Raw genomic sequence first — 16,855 nt, 5'->3', positions numbered from 1 at the left:
AAAAAACGGCGGAGGTTATCCCCCGCCGCTTAAGGCATTGACTCTACTCAGGAGCGATTACTTGCCTTTAATCTCATACAGCGGGGTCTGACCTGCAACAACCTGACCCTGTGCCTGAATGACCAGGCCGCTGAAATCGTCGATATTGCTGCAGACAACCGGGCTTATCATGGAGCGTGCGTTAGCGTTGAGGAAATCCAGATCCATTTCCAGAATCGGCTGACCTGCGACCACTTCGGCACCTTCTTCAACCAGACGCGTGAAGCCTTTGCCACCCAGAGCAACAGTATCAATGCCCATGTGGACCACGATCTCCGCGCCTTTTTCAGTTTCCAGGCAGAACGCGTGGTTGGTGTTGAAGATCTTCACGATAGTCCCGGCCGCAGGGGAAACGACGGTTTTTTCCGTTGGTTTCACTGCTACGCCGTCACCGACCGCTTTGCTGGCGAACGCTTCGTCAGGGACCTGCTCCAGCGCAACCACTTCACCGGTGACTGGAGAGACCAGCGCGGCGATGGTGGTCGCGTTTGGAACGGCCTGCGGTTTTGCGGTTACCGGCGCAGCGGCTACCGGAGCGGCTTCTGCTGCGGCCACCGGGCCGGTGGTTTTCATGGCGTTAGCGATTTTTTCCGCCACGAAGCCCACGATAATCTGCACGCTGGTTTTGTTCAGACGAATCACACCAGATGCGCCCAGGCGTTTTGCCAGTGCTTCGTTTACCAGGGAAGAATCTTTCACGTTCAGACGCAGACGAGTGATACACGCGTCGATACCGGTGAGGTTAGCAGAGCCACCCACAGCGGCAATGTACTGACGCGCCAGACCGGCTACGTCCTGCTCTTTGTCGCCGCTCACGTTCATGTCCTGACCATCTGCTTCGCTGCCGGCAACAGCCAGTTCGCGACCCGGAGTCATCAGGTTGAATTTGGTGATAGTGAAACGGAACACCACATAGTAGATAACGAAGAACACCAGACCCTGAGGGATCAGCATCCACCAGTGAGTGGCCAGCGGGTTACGGGAAGAAAGCACCATATCCACCAGACCCGCACTGAAGCCGAAGCCTGCAATCCAGTGCATCGATGCGGCGATGAATACGGAGATACCGGTCAGCACTGCGTGGATCACGTACAGAACCGGAGCCACGAACATGAAGGAGAATTCCAGCGGCTCGGTGATACCGGTGAAGAAGGCCGCGAATGCGCCCGCCATCATGATACCCAGCACTTTTGCTTTATTCTCTGGACGTGCGCAGTGGTAGATGGCCAGCGCTGCACCCGGCAGACCGAACATCATAATCGGGAAGAAGCCCGCCTGGTAACGACCGGTGATACCGACAACCGCTTTACCTGCTTCGATGGACTGTGCGCCGCCGAGGAAGTTAGGGATATCGTTAATACCCGCAACGTCAAACCAGAACACAGAGTTCAGCGCGTGATGCAGGCCGACAGGGATCAGCAGACGGTTGAAGAACGCGTAGATCCCCGCCCCCGCAGAGCCGAGTTTCTGGATGTGTTCACCGAAGTTCACCAGACCGTCGAAGATCACCGGCCAGACGTACATCAGAATGAACGCCACGGCGATCATCACGAAGGAGGTCAGAATCGGCACCAGACGACGACCGCTGAAGAACGACAGCGCCTTCGGTAGCTCAACGCCACTGAAGCGGTTGTACAGTTCCGCAGAGATGATACCGACAAGGATACCGACGAACTGGTTGCTGATCTTACCGAACGCGGCAGGCACCTGGTCTACCGGGATCTTCTGGATCATGGCAACCGCGGCCGGAGAACAGAGCGTGGTCAACACGAGGAAGCCCACAAAACCGGTCAATGCTGCTGCGCCATCTTTATCTTTGGACATACCGTATGCGACACCAATCGCAAACAGTACAGACATGTTGTCGATAATGGCAGCACCGGATTTGATAAACAGCGCCGCGAGGGCGTTGTCTCCCCCCCAGCTCACCGGGTCAATCCAGTAACCGACACCCATTAGTATTGCTGCCGCTGGCAGCGTGGCAACCGGCACCATCAGTGCGCGGCCAACCTTTTGTAAATAACCTAGAATACTCACTTTCTTCCCCCTATGAGACCCCGTTTAAGGCACGTTCTCAGCTGTTTTTTATTGTGTCACTAACTTATGTATACAGTTGATGAATCACTGGCATTCTGAGTGTGTGAAAAATTAATTCGTATCGCAAATTAAAAGCATACTTTTTGTGAGTTTTGTCACCAAATATCGTTAATAACCCTCCCTTCCACTGGCTAACAGTGAAAACTTATTTTATCATTCAAAAAATCAAGTCGGAATGACCCTGCCTCACGTGATCCAGGTTACGCTTACTTCAGGTCAGGTACACCATCCGCCCACTTTTTACTTTAACTTAGAGGTGAACAATGAGACTGATTCCCCTGGCAACAGCTGAACAAGTCGGTAAATGGGCCGCTCGCCACATCGTTAACCGCATTAATGCGTTCAAACCTACCGCCGATCGTCCTTTCGTTCTCGGCCTTCCTACCGGCGGAACACCGCTGACCGCGTACAAAGCTCTGGTCGAAATGCATAAAGCGGGCCAGGTTAGCTTTAAACATGTTGTGACCTTCAACATGGACGAATACGTCGGCCTGCCAAAAGAGCATCCAGAAAGCTACCATAGCTTCATGCACCGTAATTTCTTTGATCACGTTGATATTCCAGCTGAAAATATTAATCTGCTGGATGGCAACGCGCCTGATATTGACGCAGAATGCCGTCATTACGAAGAAAAAATCCGTGCGTATGGCAAAATTCACCTGTTTATGGGTGGCGTGGGTAACGACGGTCACATCGCGTTCAACGAACCCGCTTCTTCTCTGGCCTCTCGTACCCGCATTAAAACGCTGACGCATGACACCCGCGTGGCAAACTCCCGCTTCTTCGACGGCGATGTAAGCCTGGTGCCTAAGTATGCGCTGACCGTTGGCGTGGGCACGCTGCTGGATGCCGAAGAAGTGATGATTCTGGTGCTGGGTAATGTTAAAGCCCAGGCGCTTCAGGCTGCCGTTGAAGGCAACGTTAACCACATGTGGACCATCAGCTGTCTGCAGCTGCATCCGAAAGCGGTTGTGGTATGCGATGAGCCGTCCACAATGGAACTGAAAGTGAAGACGCTGAAATACTTCAACGAGTTAGAAGCTGAAAACATTAAAGGTCTGTAATTGAATAACCGTCTCTTTTGAGAGGCGGTCGATTTTTTTAACCGGGGGTCGTTATGTACGCTTTAACCCACGGTCGGATTTATACCGGCCATGAAATTCTGGATGACCATGCGATTGTTATCGCCAATGGCCTGATTGAACGTGTCTGTCCAATGGCTGAATTGCCGCCAGAGATTGAACAGCACTCACTCAATGGAGCAACTCTCTCCCCCGGTTTTATCGACGTTCAGCTGAACGGCTGCGGCGGCGTGCAGTTTAATGACACTGCCGAGGCGGTCACGGTAGAAACGCTGGAGATCATGCAAAAAGCCAATGAGAAATCGGGCTGCACCAGCTATCTGCCCACGCTGATTACCACCAGCGACAGTCTGATGAAACAAGGTATCCGCGTGATGCGTGAATACCTGGCAAAATACCCACACCAGGCGCTGGGCTTACACCTTGAAGGCCCGTGGCTGAACATCGTTAAAAAAGGGACGCATAATCCCGATTTCGTGCGTAAACCTGATGCCGAGCTGGTTGATTTCATGTGTGCAAATGCGGACGTGATCACCAAAGTGACGCTGGCCCCTGAAATGACCGGGCCGGAAGTTATCAGCAAACTGGCAGCAGCAGGTATTGTCGTTTCTGCGGGTCACTCCAATGCGACCCAACAAGAAGCCAAAACCGGTTTCCGCGCAGGCATTACCTTTGCGACCCATCTTTATAACGCGATGCCGTACATCACTGGCCGCGAACCGGGTCTGGTCGGGGCGATTCTGGATGCACCGGATGTCTACTGCGGCATTATCGCTGATGGCCTGCATGTGGATTACACCAACATCCGCAATGCAAAACGTCTGAAGGGCGATAAACTGTGCCTGGTCACGGATGCCACCGCACCGGCAGGGGCGAATATTGAACAGTTCATTTTTGCTGGTAAAACAATATACTACCGCAATGGGCTGTGTGTGGATGAGAATGGTACGCTGAGTGGTTCAGCCCTGACCATGATCGAAGGGGTACGCAACCTGGTTGAACATTGCGGCATTGCGCTGGATGAAGTGCTGCGCATGGCAACGCTCTACCCGGCTCGCGCGATAGGTGTGGACAAACAACTGGGCGGCATTGCGCCGGGCATGGTTGCCAACCTGACCGCCTTCACGCACGATTATAAAATTATTAAGACCATCGTTAATGGTAACGAGGTCGTCACTGAGTAAGTAAAAGTATGACATCTGTCGGACAAGCTCAAATTGGTAATGTTGACCTCGTTAAACAACTTAACAGTGCGGCCGTTTATCGCCTGATTGACCAGCACGGTCCCATCTCGCGCATTCAGATTGCCGAACAGAGCCAGCTTGCCCCCGCCAGTGTGACTAAAATCACACGTCAGCTTATTGAGCGCGGCCTGATCAAAGAAGTCGATCAGCAGGCCTCTACCGGAGGCCGTCGCGCCATCTCCATTATTACCGAGACCCGCAATTTTCACGCTATCGGCGTGCGTCTTGGTCGCCATGACACCACGCTCACCCTGTACGATCTCAGCAGCAAAGTCATTGCTGAAGAGCACTACCCTCTGCCCGAGCGGACACAAGAGACGCTTGAGCATGCGCTACTCAATACCATTGCGCAGTTTATTGAGCACTGCCAGCGTAAAATCCGCGAGCTGATTGCCATTTCCGTGATCCTGCCAGGGTTGGTTGACCCCGAAAGCGGCGTGATTCGCTATATGCCGCACATTCAGGTTGAGAACTGGGGGCTCGTCGGCGCACTGGAAAAACGGTTCAACGTCACCTGTTACGTCGGCCACGATATCCGTAGTCTGGCGCTGGCGGAGCACTATTTTGGTGCGAGTCAGGACTGCGAAGACTCTATTCTGGTGCGCGTGCATCGGGGAACGGGGGCGGGCATTATCTCTAACGGGCGGATCTTTATCGGTCGTAACGGCAACGTTGGCGAGATTGGCCATATTCAGGTTGATCCCCTCGGCGAGCGTTGTCACTGCGGTAACTTTGGCTGTCTGGAAACCGTCGCTGCCAACGCCGCGATTGAACAGCGGGTCCGCCATTTGCTTGAGCAGGGCTATCAAAGCCGCATTACCCTCGAAGATTGTAAGATCCAAACCATTTGCAAAGCCGCGAACAAAGGCGATGCGCTGGCCTGCGAAGTGATCGAACAGGTAGGGCGCCATCTGGGTAAAACTATTGCTATCGCTATCAACCTCTTTAACCCCCAAAAAGTGGTGATCGCTGGCGAGATTATCGAAGCAGAAAAAGTGCTTCTGCCGGCCATCGAAGGCTGCATTAATACCCAGGCGTTAAAAGCCTTCCGCCAGAATCTGCCGGTGGTACGCTCGACGCTGGACCACCGCTCCGCAATTGGCGCTTTTGCGCTCGTGAAACGCGCCATGCTTAACGGTCTGTTGCTCCAGCGTTTGCTGGAAAGCTAAGAGCCATTTATAGTGACGCCTTCTTTTTACCGAGATGCCAGGTAGTTCATGACCATTCAGAATGTGATTTGTGATATTGACGGCGTGCTGATGCACGATAACGTGGCTGTGCCCGGTGCCGCTGAGTTTCTGAACCGAATCCTGGAAAAGGGAATGCCGCTGGTTCTGCTGACTAACTATCCGTCACAGACCGGGCAAGATCTGGCAAACCGTTTTGCGACCGCCGGGGTCGATGTCCCGGACAGCGTGTTTTACACCTCCGCGATGGCCACCGCCGACTTTCTGAAACGTCAGGAAGGGAAAAAAGCGTATGTCGTGGGTGAAGGCGCATTAATTCACGAACTGTATAAAGCCGGTTTTACAATCACCGATGTAAATCCGGATTTTGTGATCGTCGGCGAGACGCGCTCTTTTAACTGGGAAATGATGCACAAAGCCGCCTACTTTGTGGCAAATGGCGCGCGTTTTATTGCCACCAACCCGGATACCCATGGCCGTGGTTATTATCCGGCATGCGGCGCGCTCTGTGCGGGTATCGAGAAAATTTCAGGCCGCAAACCTTTTGTGGTGGGTAAACCCAGCCCGTGGATCATCCGCGCTGCGCTTAACAAAATGCAGGCGCACTCTGAGCAAACGATCATTGTCGGCGATAATCTGCGCACCGATATTCTGGCCGGTTTCCAGGCCGGACTTGAGACAATCCTCGTCCTTTCGGGGGTATCTACCATTGATGATATTGATGCCATGCCGTTCCGACCGAGCTGGATCTATCCCTCCGTCGCAGAAATTGATGTTATCTGATATTCAACCACGCCTCAGGGCGTGGTTTTTCATTTCAGGCCCTGATAAAAGCAACGCCATCTAATAAAACCCTCAATATTTTGAACAATCATCAATAAAACAGCTCACGACGTACTCATTTTTCAACATTCAACAATCGTCATTGCACTTTTTGCTTTTTACCCCGTAAAAACCTTGCGCGCCCCTCCCCTTTGCGGCATTTTCATAAGCAAGCAACATCACAATGCAACAGGGTTAACGGAGAAGGTTATGTGTTCAATTTTTGGCGTACTGGATATTAAAACTGACGCGGGCGAACTGCGTAAAAAGGCACTGGAACTCTCTCGCCTGATGCGCCATCGCGGCCCGGACTGGTCAGGCGTTTACGCCAGCGATAAAGCGATTCTGGCTCATGAACGTCTGTCGATTGTCGATGTCAACGCGGGTGCTCAGCCACTGTATAACGATAAAAAAACCCACGCGCTGGCCGTCAACGGTGAAATTTACAACCATCAGGCACTGCGCGCTGAGTATGGCGATCGTTACGCCTTCCAGACCGGTTCTGACTGCGAAGTGATCCTCGCACTGTATCAGGAAAAAGGCGCGGAATTCCTCGACGAACTGCAGGGCATGTTTGCTTTTGTTCTCTACGATAGCGAAAAAGACGCCTGGCTGATTGGTCGCGACCACATCGGTATTATTCCGCTGTATATGGGTCACGACGAGCACGGTAACTTCTACGTTGCCTCTGAGATGAAAGCGCTGGTGCCCGTTTGCCGCACCATCAAAGAGTTCCCGGCTGGCAGCTACCTGTGGAGCAAAGACGGAGAAATCCGCCAGTATTACCAGCGTGACTGGTTCGATTTCGACGCGGTGAAAGATAACGTCACCGACAAAGCGGAGCTGCGCCAGGCACTGGAAGATTCCGTAAAAAGTCACCTGATGTCCGACGTGCCTTATGGCGTGTTGCTTTCTGGTGGCCTGGATTCATCGGTGATTTCCGCTATCACGAAAAAATTCGCGGCACGTCGTGTTGAAGATGACGAACGTTCTGAAGCCTGGTGGCCGCAGCTGCACTCCTTCGCCGTGGGCCTGGAAGGTGCACCGGATCTGAAAGCCGCGCAGGAAGTGGCAAACCATCTGGGTACGGTTCACCACGAGATTCACTTTACCGTGCAGGAAGGGCTGGATGCGATCCGCGACGTTATCTATCACATTGAAACCTATGATGTGACAACGATCCGTGCCTCAACGCCTATGTATCTGATGTCGCGTAAAATCAAGGCGATGGGCATCAAAATGGTACTGTCAGGTGAAGGTTCTGACGAAGTCTTCGGCGGTTATCTCTATTTCCACAAAGCGCCGAACGCCAAAGAGCTGCACGAAGAGACGGTGCGTAAACTGCAGGCACTGCATATGTTTGACTGCGCGCGCGCCAACAAAGCGATGTCAGCATGGGGCGTCGAAGCCCGCGTTCCGTTCCTGGATAAGAAATTCCTCGACGTGGCGATGCGTATCAACCCGCAGGACAAAATGTGCGGCAACGGCAAAATGGAAAAACATATCCTGCGTGAATGTTTTGAATCTTACCTGCCCGCAAGCGTGGCATGGCGTCAGAAAGAGCAGTTCTCTGACGGTGTGGGCTACAGCTGGATCGACACCCTGAAAGAGGTGGCAGCAAAACAGGTTTCCGATCAACAAATGGAAACGGCCAGCTTCCGCTTCCCGTACAACACGCCGGGCTCTAAAGAAGCCTATCTGTACCGTGAAATCTTCGAAGAGCTCTTCCCGGTCCCAAGCGCAGCGGAATGTGTTCCAGGCGGTCCATCGGTGGCCTGCTCTTCGGCTAAAGCCATTGAGTGGGACGAATCGTTCAAATCCATGAACGATCCTTCAGGACGCGCAGTGGGTGTCCACCAGTCCGCCTACAAATGATCGAGACGATCGTAAACAGGCCCTTCGGGGCCTTTTTTTGGCCTCGTGTTTTTCTGGACAAAAGCGATTAATAACCAATAATTGCCGAATATTCGGTCACGCTGTTCGCAACCTAACCAAACAGTCACATTCCGGCCATTTTCGTTGAAAAAGATATTGACGCTGCAAAGCTCTATACGCATAATGCGCCCCGCAACGCCGATAAGGTAACGCGAAAAAAGATGGCTACGTAGCTCAGTTGGTTAGAGCACATCACTCATAATGATGGGGTCACAGGTTCGAATCCCGTCGTAGCCACCATCTTTTTGCGGGAGTGGCGAAATTGGTAGACGCACCAGATTTAGGTTCTGGCGCCGCAAGGTGTGCGAGTTCAAGTCTCGCCTCCCGCACCATTTCCAGGTCCGCGTTGCACGGATGGGGTATCGCCAAGCGGTAAGGCACCGGTTTTTGATACCGGCATTCCCTGGTTCGAATCCAGGTACCCCAGCCATTTTCTTCGATTTGCGGTTCTCCGCGGTATTGGGGTATCGCCAAGCGGTAAGGCACCGGTTTTTGATACCGGCATTCCCTGGTTCGAATCCAGGTACCCCAGCCATCGAAGAATGTAGTTTGGCTACGTAGCTCAGTTGGTTAGAGCACATCACTCATAATGATGGGGTCACAGGTTCGAATCCCGTCGTAGCCACCAAATTAGGGACAGATCGAGTTATCGGTCAACCCAGAAAGAATTGTTGGGGTATCGCCAAGCGGTAAGGCTCTGGTTTCTGATACCAGCATTCCGAGGTTCGAATCCTCGTACCCCAGCCAATTTTTAAAAAGTCGTTATACTGTTTTGTTTAACGCAACAATTGGGGTGTCGCCAAGCGGTAAGGCTCTGGTTTCTGATACCAGCATTCCGGGGTTCGAATCCCTGCACCCCAGCCACTTAGTAACAAAAAAGCCCGCTCTGCGGGCTTTTTTGTTTTTGTGCTTTATCGGTCTGGTCCGGTTCCTGCCCTCACCAAAAAAGAGCGAGGGACAGAAATCAGGCCGTTTCAGGTCTAGAGACCTAACGCGTATTTCAGTGCCTGCCGCTTCAAAACACCCGCCCGCTCCGCCGCCATCAGGCCGATATTGCGCAGAATGCGTATCGGGCCGATATCATTACTGAATCCCGCGTAAAAGAGATCCATACCGGACTGCATAACAAAATTATCCGCCATACGACGCATCTGATAGCGCTTGAGCACTGCGGCGCTCGCCCAGGGTTCTGCCTGCTCGCGCGCACGACTCATCACATCCAGCAGAGCGTCAACGTCACGATAGCCCAGATTTACCCCCTGCCCGGCAAGCGGATGAATGGTATGTGCCGCATCACCCACCAGCGCCAGTCCTTGACGGGCATATTGCAGGGCGTGCCGACGCGTTAACGGGAATCCCCCGGCCGCCACCGGAGTCACTTTGCCCAGGCGAGCCGGGAAATGTTTGTCTATTTCATGCTGCAACTGCGCCATCGACAACCCCTGTAGCTGGCGAATCCGCGCCGGGGTGTCGTACCACACCAGCGAAGCCCAGCGATCAAACAGCGGTAAAAAAGCATGAGGTCCGTGAGGAGTAAAGTGCTGCCAGGTGCTGTCGCCGGGGTCATTTTCACATTTCACGGTAATCAGCATGCAAGCCTGGTCATATTGCCAGGCGTGGATGCCAATTCCCGCCATCTGACGAACCTGCGAACTGGCGCCGTCCGCTCCCACCACCAGCTTCACCGCCAGCTCGTCACCATCATCCAGCTCAAGCAAATGACCGCTCTCATGGCGATGCAGCGCCTTCAGCGAAGCGGGGACGCGCAGCGTCACGTTGTCATGCGCCTCCAGCGCCTGCCATAGCGCTAATTGCAGAACATTGTTTTCTACCATGTAGCCCAGAAGCGGTAGCTTAAGCTCGGCGGCGTCAAATTTCACATGGGCATTTTCCCACTCCCATGTCTCCAGTCGACGATACGGATGGGCGCGCATCGCCAGGATCGCCTCCCACACCCCCAGGCCTCGCAGCAGATCGACCGATGCGGCGCTGATCGCTGAGATCCGCACATCCGGCTGCTGGTTGTCATCAAACGCGGGGGGAGCCGCTTTTTCAATGACCGTTACCTGAAATCCCTGCTGGGCCAGTCCAAGCGCCAGTGCGCCGCCGACCATTCCACCGCCGACAACGGCGATTTCGGTTTGTTGGGTTGCCATGGTCAATAGTCCTTATAAGAGAATCCCTTAAGTTTACCGGATTTTTTCCTCCTTGCGGTTGCCAACCTTCATACTGGTCACAACCCCACCAAAGCATTACAATATGCGGCTTGCAATCCTGAGCCTGAGCAAGTCGATGACTAAAAAACTCCATATAAAAACCTGGGGCTGTCAGATGAACGAATACGATTCATCGAAGATGGCCGATCTGCTGAATGCAACCCACGGGTACCAACTGACTGAAGTGGCAGAAGAAGCCGATGTTCTGCTGCTTAACACCTGCTCAATCCGTGAAAAAGCGCAGGAGAAAGTCTTCCACCTGTTAGGTCGCTGGAAACTCCTTAAAAAGAAAAACCCGGACCTGATTATTGGCGTGGGTGGCTGTGTTGCCTCGCAAGAAGGCAAGCTGATTCGAAGCCGCGCCCATTACGTCGATATTGTTTTTGGACCGCAAACACTGCATCGCCTGCCGGAAATGATCAACTCGGTGCGCGGCGATCGTAGCCCAGTAGTTGACGTCAGCTTCCCGGAAATCGAGAAATTTGACCGCCTGCCGGAACCGCGTGCCGACGGCCCAAGCGCGTACGTATCCATCATGGAAGGCTGCAACAAATACTGCACCTACTGCGTTGTGCCTTATACGCGCGGTGAAGAAGTCAGCCGCCCTTGCGATGACATTCTGTTCGAAGTGGCCCAGCTCGCCGCGCAGGGTGTACGTGAAGTGAATCTGCTCGGCCAGAACGTGAATGCATGGCGTGGTGAAAACTACGATGGCTCCACCGGCTCATTCGCCGAACTTCTGCGTCTGGTTGCCGCTATCGACGGCATCGACCGCGTGCGCTTTACCACCAGCCATCCGATTGAATTTACCGATGACATTATTGATGTTTATCGCGACACGCCAGAGCTGGTGAGCTTCCTGCATCTGCCGGTTCAGTGTGGTTCCGACCGCGTGCTGAATCTGATGGGGCGTACCCATACCGTGCTGGAATACAAAGCTATCATCCGTAAACTCCGTGAAGCGCGTCCGGATATTCAAATCAGCTCCGATTTTATTGTCGGCTTCCCGGGCGAAACGACCGATGATTTTGCGCGCACCATGAAGCTGATTGGCGAAGTGAATTTCGATACCAGCTATAGCTTCATCTTCTCTGCGCGTCCGGGTACGCCAGCCGCCGATATGGTGGATGACGTTCCGGAAGAAGAGAAAAAACAGCGCCTCGCCATTCTGCAGGATCGCATCAACCAGCAGGTGACGGCCTGGAGTCGTAGGATGCTGGGCACCACGCAACGCATTCTCGTAGAAGGCACCTCTCGCAAAAGTCTCATGCAGCTGTCTGGCCGTACGGAGAACAACCGCGTGGTCAACTTCGAAGGGACGCCTGACATGATCGGCAAGTTTGTCGATATCGAAATCCTTGAAGTTCTCACCAACTCCCTGCGCGGTAAAGTGGTGCGGACCGAAGAGGAGATGGGTCTGCGCATTGCCGAGACGCCAGAGTCCGTTATCGCTCGTACACGTAAAGAAAACGACCTGGGTGTCGGTGTTTATCAGCCTTAATGCGTTCAGGCCTGCTCTTCTGGCAGGCCTTGTAATTCCCTTCGGGGTCCCCAATATGCAAGCATAAGCTTGCGCCTTTATTCTCTGGCGTGAATAATTTCGTTAAGACGACTCGTCTGTAAGCCAGATGCGCATATCGCCATTCGGCAATACACACATTAAGAGGAAAAGTTTGAACACAGAAACGCGTGAAATTACCCTTGAGCCAGCAGACAACGCTCGCCTGCTGAGCCTGTGCGGGCCGTTTGATGACAACATCAAACAACTGGAGCGACGTCTGGGTATCGAAATCAATCGTCGCGATAATCACTTCAAACTTACCGGACGCGCCATCTGCGTCAACGCGGCTGCGGATATTCTGCGCAGTCTGTATGTCGATACTGCCCCGATGCGCGGAGAGACTCAGGATATTGAACCTGAACAGATCCACCTCGCTATCAAAGAGGCGCGCGTGCTGGAGCAGAGCGCAGAAAGCGTGCCTGAATACGGCAAAGCCATCCACATTAAAACCAAACGTGGCGTCATTAAGCCGCGCACGCCGAACCAGGCACAATACATCGCCAATATTCTCGATCATGACATTACCTTCGGCGTCGGTCCGGCAGGGACGGGGAAAACCTATCTGGCGGTGGCCGCGGCGGTTGATGCGCTGGAACGCCAGGATATTCGTCGTATTTTGCTGACGCGCCCGGCGGTAGAAGCCGGCGAGAAGCTGGGCTTTCTGCCCGGCGATTTAAGCCAGAAAGTGGACCCCTACCTGCGCCCGCTGTATGACGCACTGTTTGAAATGCTGGGCTTTGAGAAAGTGGAAAAGCTCATTGAACGCAACGTCATCGAAGTTGCGCCGCTGGCTTACATGCGCGGTCGTACGCTGAATGACGCTTTTATCATCCTCGATGAGAGCCAGAACACCACCATCGAACAGATGAAAATGTTCCTGACGCGTATCGGCTTTAACTCGAAAGCGGTTATTACGGGCGATATCACTCAGATCGACCTGCCGCGCAGCACCAAATCCGGTCTGCGTCATGCCATCGAAGTGCTGGCAGAAGTAGACGAAATCAGCTTTAACTTCTTCAACAGCGAAGACGTGGTGCGCCATCCGGTGGTTGCCCGTATCGTTAACGCCTATGAAGCATGGGAAGAAGCAGAACAGAAACGTAAAGACCAACAGGCAGCGGAACGCAAACGTGAAGCCCAGGAGCAAGAGCATAAATGAGTCAGGTGATCCTCGATTTACAACTGGCCTGTGAAGACAACGCCGGGTTGCCGCAAGAAAGCCAGTTTCAGACCTGGCTGGACGCGGTGATCCCGCAGTTTCAGGAAGAGTCTGAAGTCACGATTCGCCTGGTAGACGAAGCAGAAAGCCACGAGCTGAACCTGACCTATCGCGGCAAAGATAAGCCGACCAACGTGCTTTCTTTCCCGTTTGAAGCCCCGCCGGGCATCGAAATGCCGCTGCTGGGAGATTTGATCATCTGCCGTCAGGTGGTTGAACAGGAAGCAAAAGAGCAGGAAAAACCGCTCGATGCGCACTGGGCACACATGGTGATACACGGCAGTCTGCACCTGCTTGGCTATGATCATATTGAAGACGAAGAAGCGGAAGAGATGGAATCCCTTGAGACAGAGATAATGCTTGCTCTGGGCTATGAGGATCCGTACATTGCCGAGAAAGAATAGTCAGTTAAGCCTCTGTTTGGCGTACTGACTTACCATGCCGCCGCAGATGAATCATTCCTGCGGCGGTGAGCATTAAACTCACAAGAGAACCCTTAACAAACGCCATGAGCGACGACAATTCACACAGTAGCGACACGACAACCAGTAAAAAGGGATTCTTTTCCCTCATTCTGAGCCAGCTGTTCCACGGAGAACCCAAAAACCGTGATGAACTCCTGGAGCTGATTCGTGATTCCGGGCAGAACGATCTTATCGACGAAGATACGCGCGAAATGCTCGAAGGGGTAATGGACATCGCCGACCAGCGCGTCCGCGATATTATGATTCCCCGCTCGCAGATGATTACCCTGAAACGCAACCAGACGCTGGACGAGTGCCTCGATGTCATCATCGAATCCGCCCACTCGCGTTTCCCGGTTATCAGCGAAGATAAAGATCACATTGAAGGGATTTTAATGGCGAAAGATCTGCTGCCGTTTATGCGCAGCGATTCTGAAGCTTTCAGCATGGAAAAAGTGTTACGCCAGGCGGTGGTTGTACCGGAAAGCAAGCGTGTTGATCGCATGCTGAAAGAGTTCCGTTCTCAACGCTACCACATGGCAATTGTTATCGATGAATTTGGCGGCGTGTCCGGCCTTGTGACGATCGAAGATATTCTCGAACTGATCGTGGGTGAAATCGAAGACGAATACGATGAAGAAGAAGATATCGAATTCCGTCAGCTGAGTCGCCATACCTGGACCGTGCGCGCGTTGGCCTCTATTGAAGATTTCAACGACACCTTCGGCACCCACTTCAGCGATGAAGAGGTGGACACCATCGGGGGTCTGGTCATGCAGGCGTTTGGACATCTCCCTGCGCGCGGCGAATCCGTTGATATTGACGGTTACCAGTTCAAGGTCGCGATGGCCGATAGTCGACGTATTATTCAGGTTCACGTCAGAATGCCGGACGATTCCCCGGTGCCCAAACTGGAAGACTAATGTAAATGGCATTTGCCCCACTGCTTGAACGCCAGCGCGTCCGTTTGCTGCTGGCGCTGTTACTCGGAGCCAGCGGTACGCTGGCTTTCTCCCCTTACGATATCTGGCCTGCGGCGCTTCTCTCCCTGATGGGTCTGCAAGGGCTGACGCTTAATCGTCGCCCGGTTCAGGCTGCAGCCATCGGCTATTTCTGGGGTCTTGGCCTGTTTGGCTCCGGCATTAACTGGGTCTACGTCAGTATTGCGCAGTTTGGCGGAATGCCTGGCCCGGTTAACGTTTTCCTGGTGGTGCTGCTGGCCGCCTATCTCTCCCTGTATACCGGTCTGTTCGCAGGTATTCTTTCGCGCCTGTGGCCAAAAACAACCTGGCTGCGCGTCGCGATTGCCGCCCCGGTTGTCTGGCAAATCACCGAATTCTTACGCGGCTGGGTGCTGACCGGCTTCCCGTGGCTGCAGTTTGGATACAGCCAGATTGATGGCCCGCTGAAAGGCCTGGCGCCCGTCATGGGCGTGGAGGCGATCAATTTCCTGCTGATGGTGGTGAGCGGCCTGTTGGTGCTGGCGCTGGTCAAGCGTTGCTGGAAACCGCTGGTCGTCGCGCTGGTGCTGTTCGCCCTCCCCTTCCCGCTGCGTTATATCCAGTGGTTCACCCTTGAACCTGAACGCGCCACGCAAGTTTCAATGGTGCAGGGTAATATTCCGCAATCGCTGAAGTGGGATGAGAACCAACTGATCAATACGCTGAAAATCTATCTTGATGCGACGCAAAAAGAGATGGGCAAATCCAGCCTGATCGTCTGGCCGGAGTCTGCGATTCCGGATCTGGAGATCAACCAGCAGCGTTTCCTGAGCATGATGGATGACCTGCTGCGCGCGCAAAACAGCACACTCATCACCGGGATTGTCGATGCGCGGCTGAACAAGCAGAACCGTTACGACACCTACAACACCATTATCACGCTCGGCAAAGACAACCCGTACAGCTACGAATCAGCGAATCGTTACAACAAAAATCACCTGGTCCCGTTTGGTGAGTTTGTGCCGCTGGAGTCCATTCTGCGTCCGCTGGCACCGTTCTTCGATTTGCCGATGTCGTCCTTCAGCCGGGGGCCTTACGTACAGCCGCAGCTCCATGCGCATGGCTTTGCGCTGACGCCGGCGATTTGCTACGAAATCATTCTGGGCGAGCAGGTAAGGGATAACTTCCGTGCGGACACGGATTATCTGCTGACTATCTCGAATGACGCCTGGTTTGGAAAATCAATCGGTCCGTGGCAACACTTCCAGATGGCCCGTATGCGTTCGCTTGAACTGGCTCGCCCGTTATTGCGCAGCACGAATAACGGCATCACCGCCGTGATTGGCCCTCAGGGCGAAATTCAGGCCATGCTCCCGCAGTTCACCCGCTCGGTGCTGACCACCAAAGTCACCCCTACGTCAGGCCTCACGCCGTACGCCCGCACGGGTAACTGGCCACTGTGGATCCTGACGGCACTGTTTGGTTTTGGCGCGTTGCTCATGAGCCTGCGCCAGCGTCGTCAGTAATTCTCACCCCTCACCCTAACCCTCTCCCCACAGGGGAGAGGGGATAGTCCTCGCACATTTGCCGCATCCTGCTTTGCCTTTCTCTCTTTCTCTCTTTCTCTCTTTCTCTCTTTCTCTCTTTCTCTCTTTCTCGCTTACTCCCTTTCTCCCTTTCTCCCTTTTTCCCTTTTTCCCTTTTTCCCTTTTTCCCTTTTTCCCTTTTTCCCTTTTTCCCTTTCAGGGTGTGGTTCATTTCTGGCACGTCTATTGCTTTGTTAAATCACAGATTCAGTCGTTTGGCTTAACGTGCAACCTTGTCGCACCACCACGGCACATCAGTAGCACCGTAACGGTGCAGACAGGTATTTTTGCCTCTGAATGGTGCGGCGCGCCTCGCAAAAATAAACAATAACGCAGCAAAATCTTTACATTAAGCCAGACTAAATGTTAACAAGCTTGCATAACACTGCACTCGCATCGCGCGAGATATAACAACATCACAATGGGTATCAATGCGTCATTGGCGCAGATAATAAAGGAGTT

General features: G+C 53.4%; 13 protein-coding genes and 7 tRNA genes. 17 read left to right on the top strand and 3 right to left on the bottom strand.

Going from position 1 to position 16,855, the window contains the following annotated elements; genetic code table 11:
• Positions 1-57: 57 nt before the first annotated feature.
• A complete protein-coding gene (gene nagE / locus SOM82_RS06105) occupies positions 58-2,076 on the bottom strand; it encodes an N-acetylglucosamine-specific PTS transporter subunit IIBC (protein ID WP_320459912.1) in 2,019 nt (672 codons plus the stop codon).
• 323 nt (positions 2,077-2,399) lie between these two features.
• Here nagE and nagB point away from each other — a divergent pair, with 323 nt between their 5' ends.
• The 12 genes from nagB (at position 2,400) to SOM82_RS06045 (ending at position 9,270) form a co-directional block, all read left to right on the top strand.
• On the top strand, positions 2,400-3,200 hold the full coding sequence (gene nagB / locus SOM82_RS06100; RefSeq protein ID WP_154126685.1) for a glucosamine-6-phosphate deaminase: 801 nt from the start codon (positions 2,400-2,402) through the stop codon (positions 3,198-3,200).
• 53 nt (positions 3,201-3,253) lie between these two features.
• Positions 3,254-4,402 carry an N-acetylglucosamine-6-phosphate deacetylase gene (gene nagA, locus SOM82_RS06095; RefSeq protein ID WP_320459911.1) on the top strand — a complete coding sequence of 383 codons (1,149 nt, stop codon included), beginning with the start codon at positions 3,254-3,256 and terminating at the stop codon, positions 4,400-4,402.
• A gap of 8 nt (positions 4,403-4,410) precedes the next feature.
• A complete protein-coding gene (nagC, locus tag SOM82_RS06090; protein ID WP_320459910.1) occupies positions 4,411-5,631 on the top strand; it encodes a DNA-binding transcriptional regulator NagC in 1,221 nt (406 codons plus the stop codon).
• 48 nt (positions 5,632-5,679) lie between these two features.
• Complete coding sequence (locus tag SOM82_RS06085; protein WP_154126682.1) at positions 5,680-6,432, top strand: HAD-IIA family hydrolase; 753 nt, start codon at positions 5,680-5,682, stop codon at positions 6,430-6,432.
• A 249-nt stretch (positions 6,433-6,681) separates the two neighbouring features.
• Positions 6,682-8,346 (top strand): asparagine synthase B, encoded by a 1,665-nt coding sequence (gene asnB / locus SOM82_RS06080; RefSeq protein ID WP_320459909.1) that lies wholly within the window; start codon positions 6,682-6,684, stop codon positions 8,344-8,346.
• 223 nt (positions 8,347-8,569) lie between these two features.
• Positions 8,570-8,646 (top strand) — tRNA-Met (locus tag SOM82_RS06075).
• Between the two features lie 7 nt (positions 8,647-8,653).
• A tRNA-Leu gene (locus SOM82_RS06070) sits at positions 8,654-8,738 on the top strand.
• 23 nt (positions 8,739-8,761) lie between these two features.
• A tRNA-Gln gene (locus SOM82_RS06065) sits at positions 8,762-8,836 on the top strand.
• A 30-nt stretch (positions 8,837-8,866) separates the two neighbouring features.
• A tRNA-Gln gene (locus SOM82_RS06060) sits at positions 8,867-8,941 on the top strand.
• A 16-nt stretch (positions 8,942-8,957) separates the two neighbouring features.
• A tRNA-Met gene (locus SOM82_RS06055) sits at positions 8,958-9,034 on the top strand.
• Positions 9,035-9,078: 44 nt separating this feature from the next.
• Positions 9,079-9,153: transfer RNA gene (locus tag SOM82_RS06050), tRNA-Gln, on the top strand.
• Between the two features lie 42 nt (positions 9,154-9,195).
• Positions 9,196-9,270: transfer RNA gene (locus tag SOM82_RS06045), tRNA-Gln, on the top strand.
• Positions 9,271-9,386: 116 nt separating this feature from the next.
• On the opposite strand, the gene ubiF is transcribed toward SOM82_RS06045, so the two are convergent.
• Positions 9,387-10,562: a 3-demethoxyubiquinol 3-hydroxylase gene (ubiF, locus tag SOM82_RS06040; protein ID WP_320459908.1), complete on the bottom strand. Its 1,176-nt coding sequence runs from the start codon at positions 10,560-10,562 to the stop codon at positions 9,387-9,389.
• A gap of 136 nt (positions 10,563-10,698) precedes the next feature.
• Here ubiF and miaB point away from each other — a divergent pair, with 136 nt between their 5' ends.
• The 5 genes from miaB to lnt all read left to right on the top strand — a co-directional run bounded on the left by miaB (position 10,699) and on the right by lnt (position 16,333).
• Positions 10,699-12,123, top strand: a complete 1,425-nt coding sequence (gene miaB / locus SOM82_RS06035) for a tRNA (N6-isopentenyl adenosine(37)-C2)-methylthiotransferase MiaB (RefSeq protein ID WP_154126679.1) — start codon at positions 10,699-10,701, stop codon at positions 12,121-12,123.
• A gap of 172 nt (positions 12,124-12,295) precedes the next feature.
• Entirely contained in the window at positions 12,296-13,342 is a 1,047-nt protein-coding gene (locus tag SOM82_RS06030; protein ID WP_154126678.1) for a PhoH family protein, read from the top strand.
• On the top strand, positions 13,339-13,806 hold the full coding sequence (ybeY, locus tag SOM82_RS06025) for an rRNA maturation RNase YbeY (RefSeq protein ID WP_154126677.1): 468 nt from the start codon (positions 13,339-13,341) through the stop codon (positions 13,804-13,806). The genes SOM82_RS06030 and ybeY overlap by 4 nt, the downstream gene beginning before the upstream one ends.
• A gap of 104 nt (positions 13,807-13,910) precedes the next feature.
• Positions 13,911-14,789: a CNNM family magnesium/cobalt transport protein CorC gene (gene corC, locus SOM82_RS06020; RefSeq protein ID WP_154126676.1), complete on the top strand. Its 879-nt coding sequence runs from the start codon at positions 13,911-13,913 to the stop codon at positions 14,787-14,789.
• A gap of 5 nt (positions 14,790-14,794) precedes the next feature.
• A complete protein-coding gene (lnt, locus tag SOM82_RS06015) occupies positions 14,795-16,333 on the top strand; it encodes an apolipoprotein N-acyltransferase (protein WP_320459907.1) in 1,539 nt (512 codons plus the stop codon).
• A gap of 10 nt (positions 16,334-16,343) precedes the next feature.
• Here lnt and SOM82_RS06010 read toward each other — a convergent pair whose 3' ends face one another.
• Positions 16,344-16,565: a hypothetical protein gene (locus tag SOM82_RS06010; protein WP_501083556.1), complete on the bottom strand. Its 222-nt coding sequence runs from the start codon at positions 16,563-16,565 to the stop codon at positions 16,344-16,346.
• Between the last annotated feature and the right edge of the window lie 290 nt (positions 16,566-16,855).

This window comes from Lelliottia sp. CFBP8978 (genome assembly GCF_034046055.2).
Lineage (GTDB): Bacteria > Pseudomonadota > Gammaproteobacteria > Enterobacterales > Enterobacteriaceae > Enterobacter.
The sequence above is the reverse complement of the archived record's forward strand: the minus strand, read 5'-3'. Positions and strand labels throughout refer to the sequence as shown.

Bases quoted from the DNA above. Each gene is read 5' to 3' on its own strand.
- nagB (WP_154126685.1), top strand. From the start codon at position 2,400: ATGAGACTGATTCCCCTGGCAACAGCTGAACAAGTCGGTAAATGGGCC.
- nagA (WP_320459911.1), top strand. From the start codon at position 3,254: ATGTACGCTTTAACCCACGGTCGGATTTATACCGGCCATGAAATTCTG.
- nagC (WP_320459910.1), top strand. From the start codon at position 4,411: ATGACATCTGTCGGACAAGCTCAAATTGGTAATGTTGACCTCGTTAAA.
- SOM82_RS06085 (WP_154126682.1), top strand. From the start codon at position 5,680: ATGACCATTCAGAATGTGATTTGTGATATTGACGGCGTGCTGATGCAC.
- asnB (WP_320459909.1), top strand. From the start codon at position 6,682: ATGTGTTCAATTTTTGGCGTACTGGATATTAAAACTGACGCGGGCGAA.
- ubiF (WP_320459908.1), bottom strand. From the start codon at position 10,562: ATGGCAACCCAACAAACCGAAATCGCCGTTGTCGGCGGTGGAATGGTC.
- miaB (WP_154126679.1), top strand. From the start codon at position 10,699: ATGACTAAAAAACTCCATATAAAAACCTGGGGCTGTCAGATGAACGAA.
- ybeY (WP_154126677.1), top strand. From the start codon at position 13,339: ATGAGTCAGGTGATCCTCGATTTACAACTGGCCTGTGAAGACAACGCC.
- corC (WP_154126676.1), top strand. From the start codon at position 13,911: ATGAGCGACGACAATTCACACAGTAGCGACACGACAACCAGTAAAAAG.
- lnt (WP_320459907.1), top strand. From the start codon at position 14,795: ATGGCATTTGCCCCACTGCTTGAACGCCAGCGCGTCCGTTTGCTGCTG.
- SOM82_RS06010 (WP_501083556.1), bottom strand. From the start codon at position 16,565: ATGAACCACACCCTGAAAGGGAAAAAGGGAAAAAGGGAAAAAGGGAAA.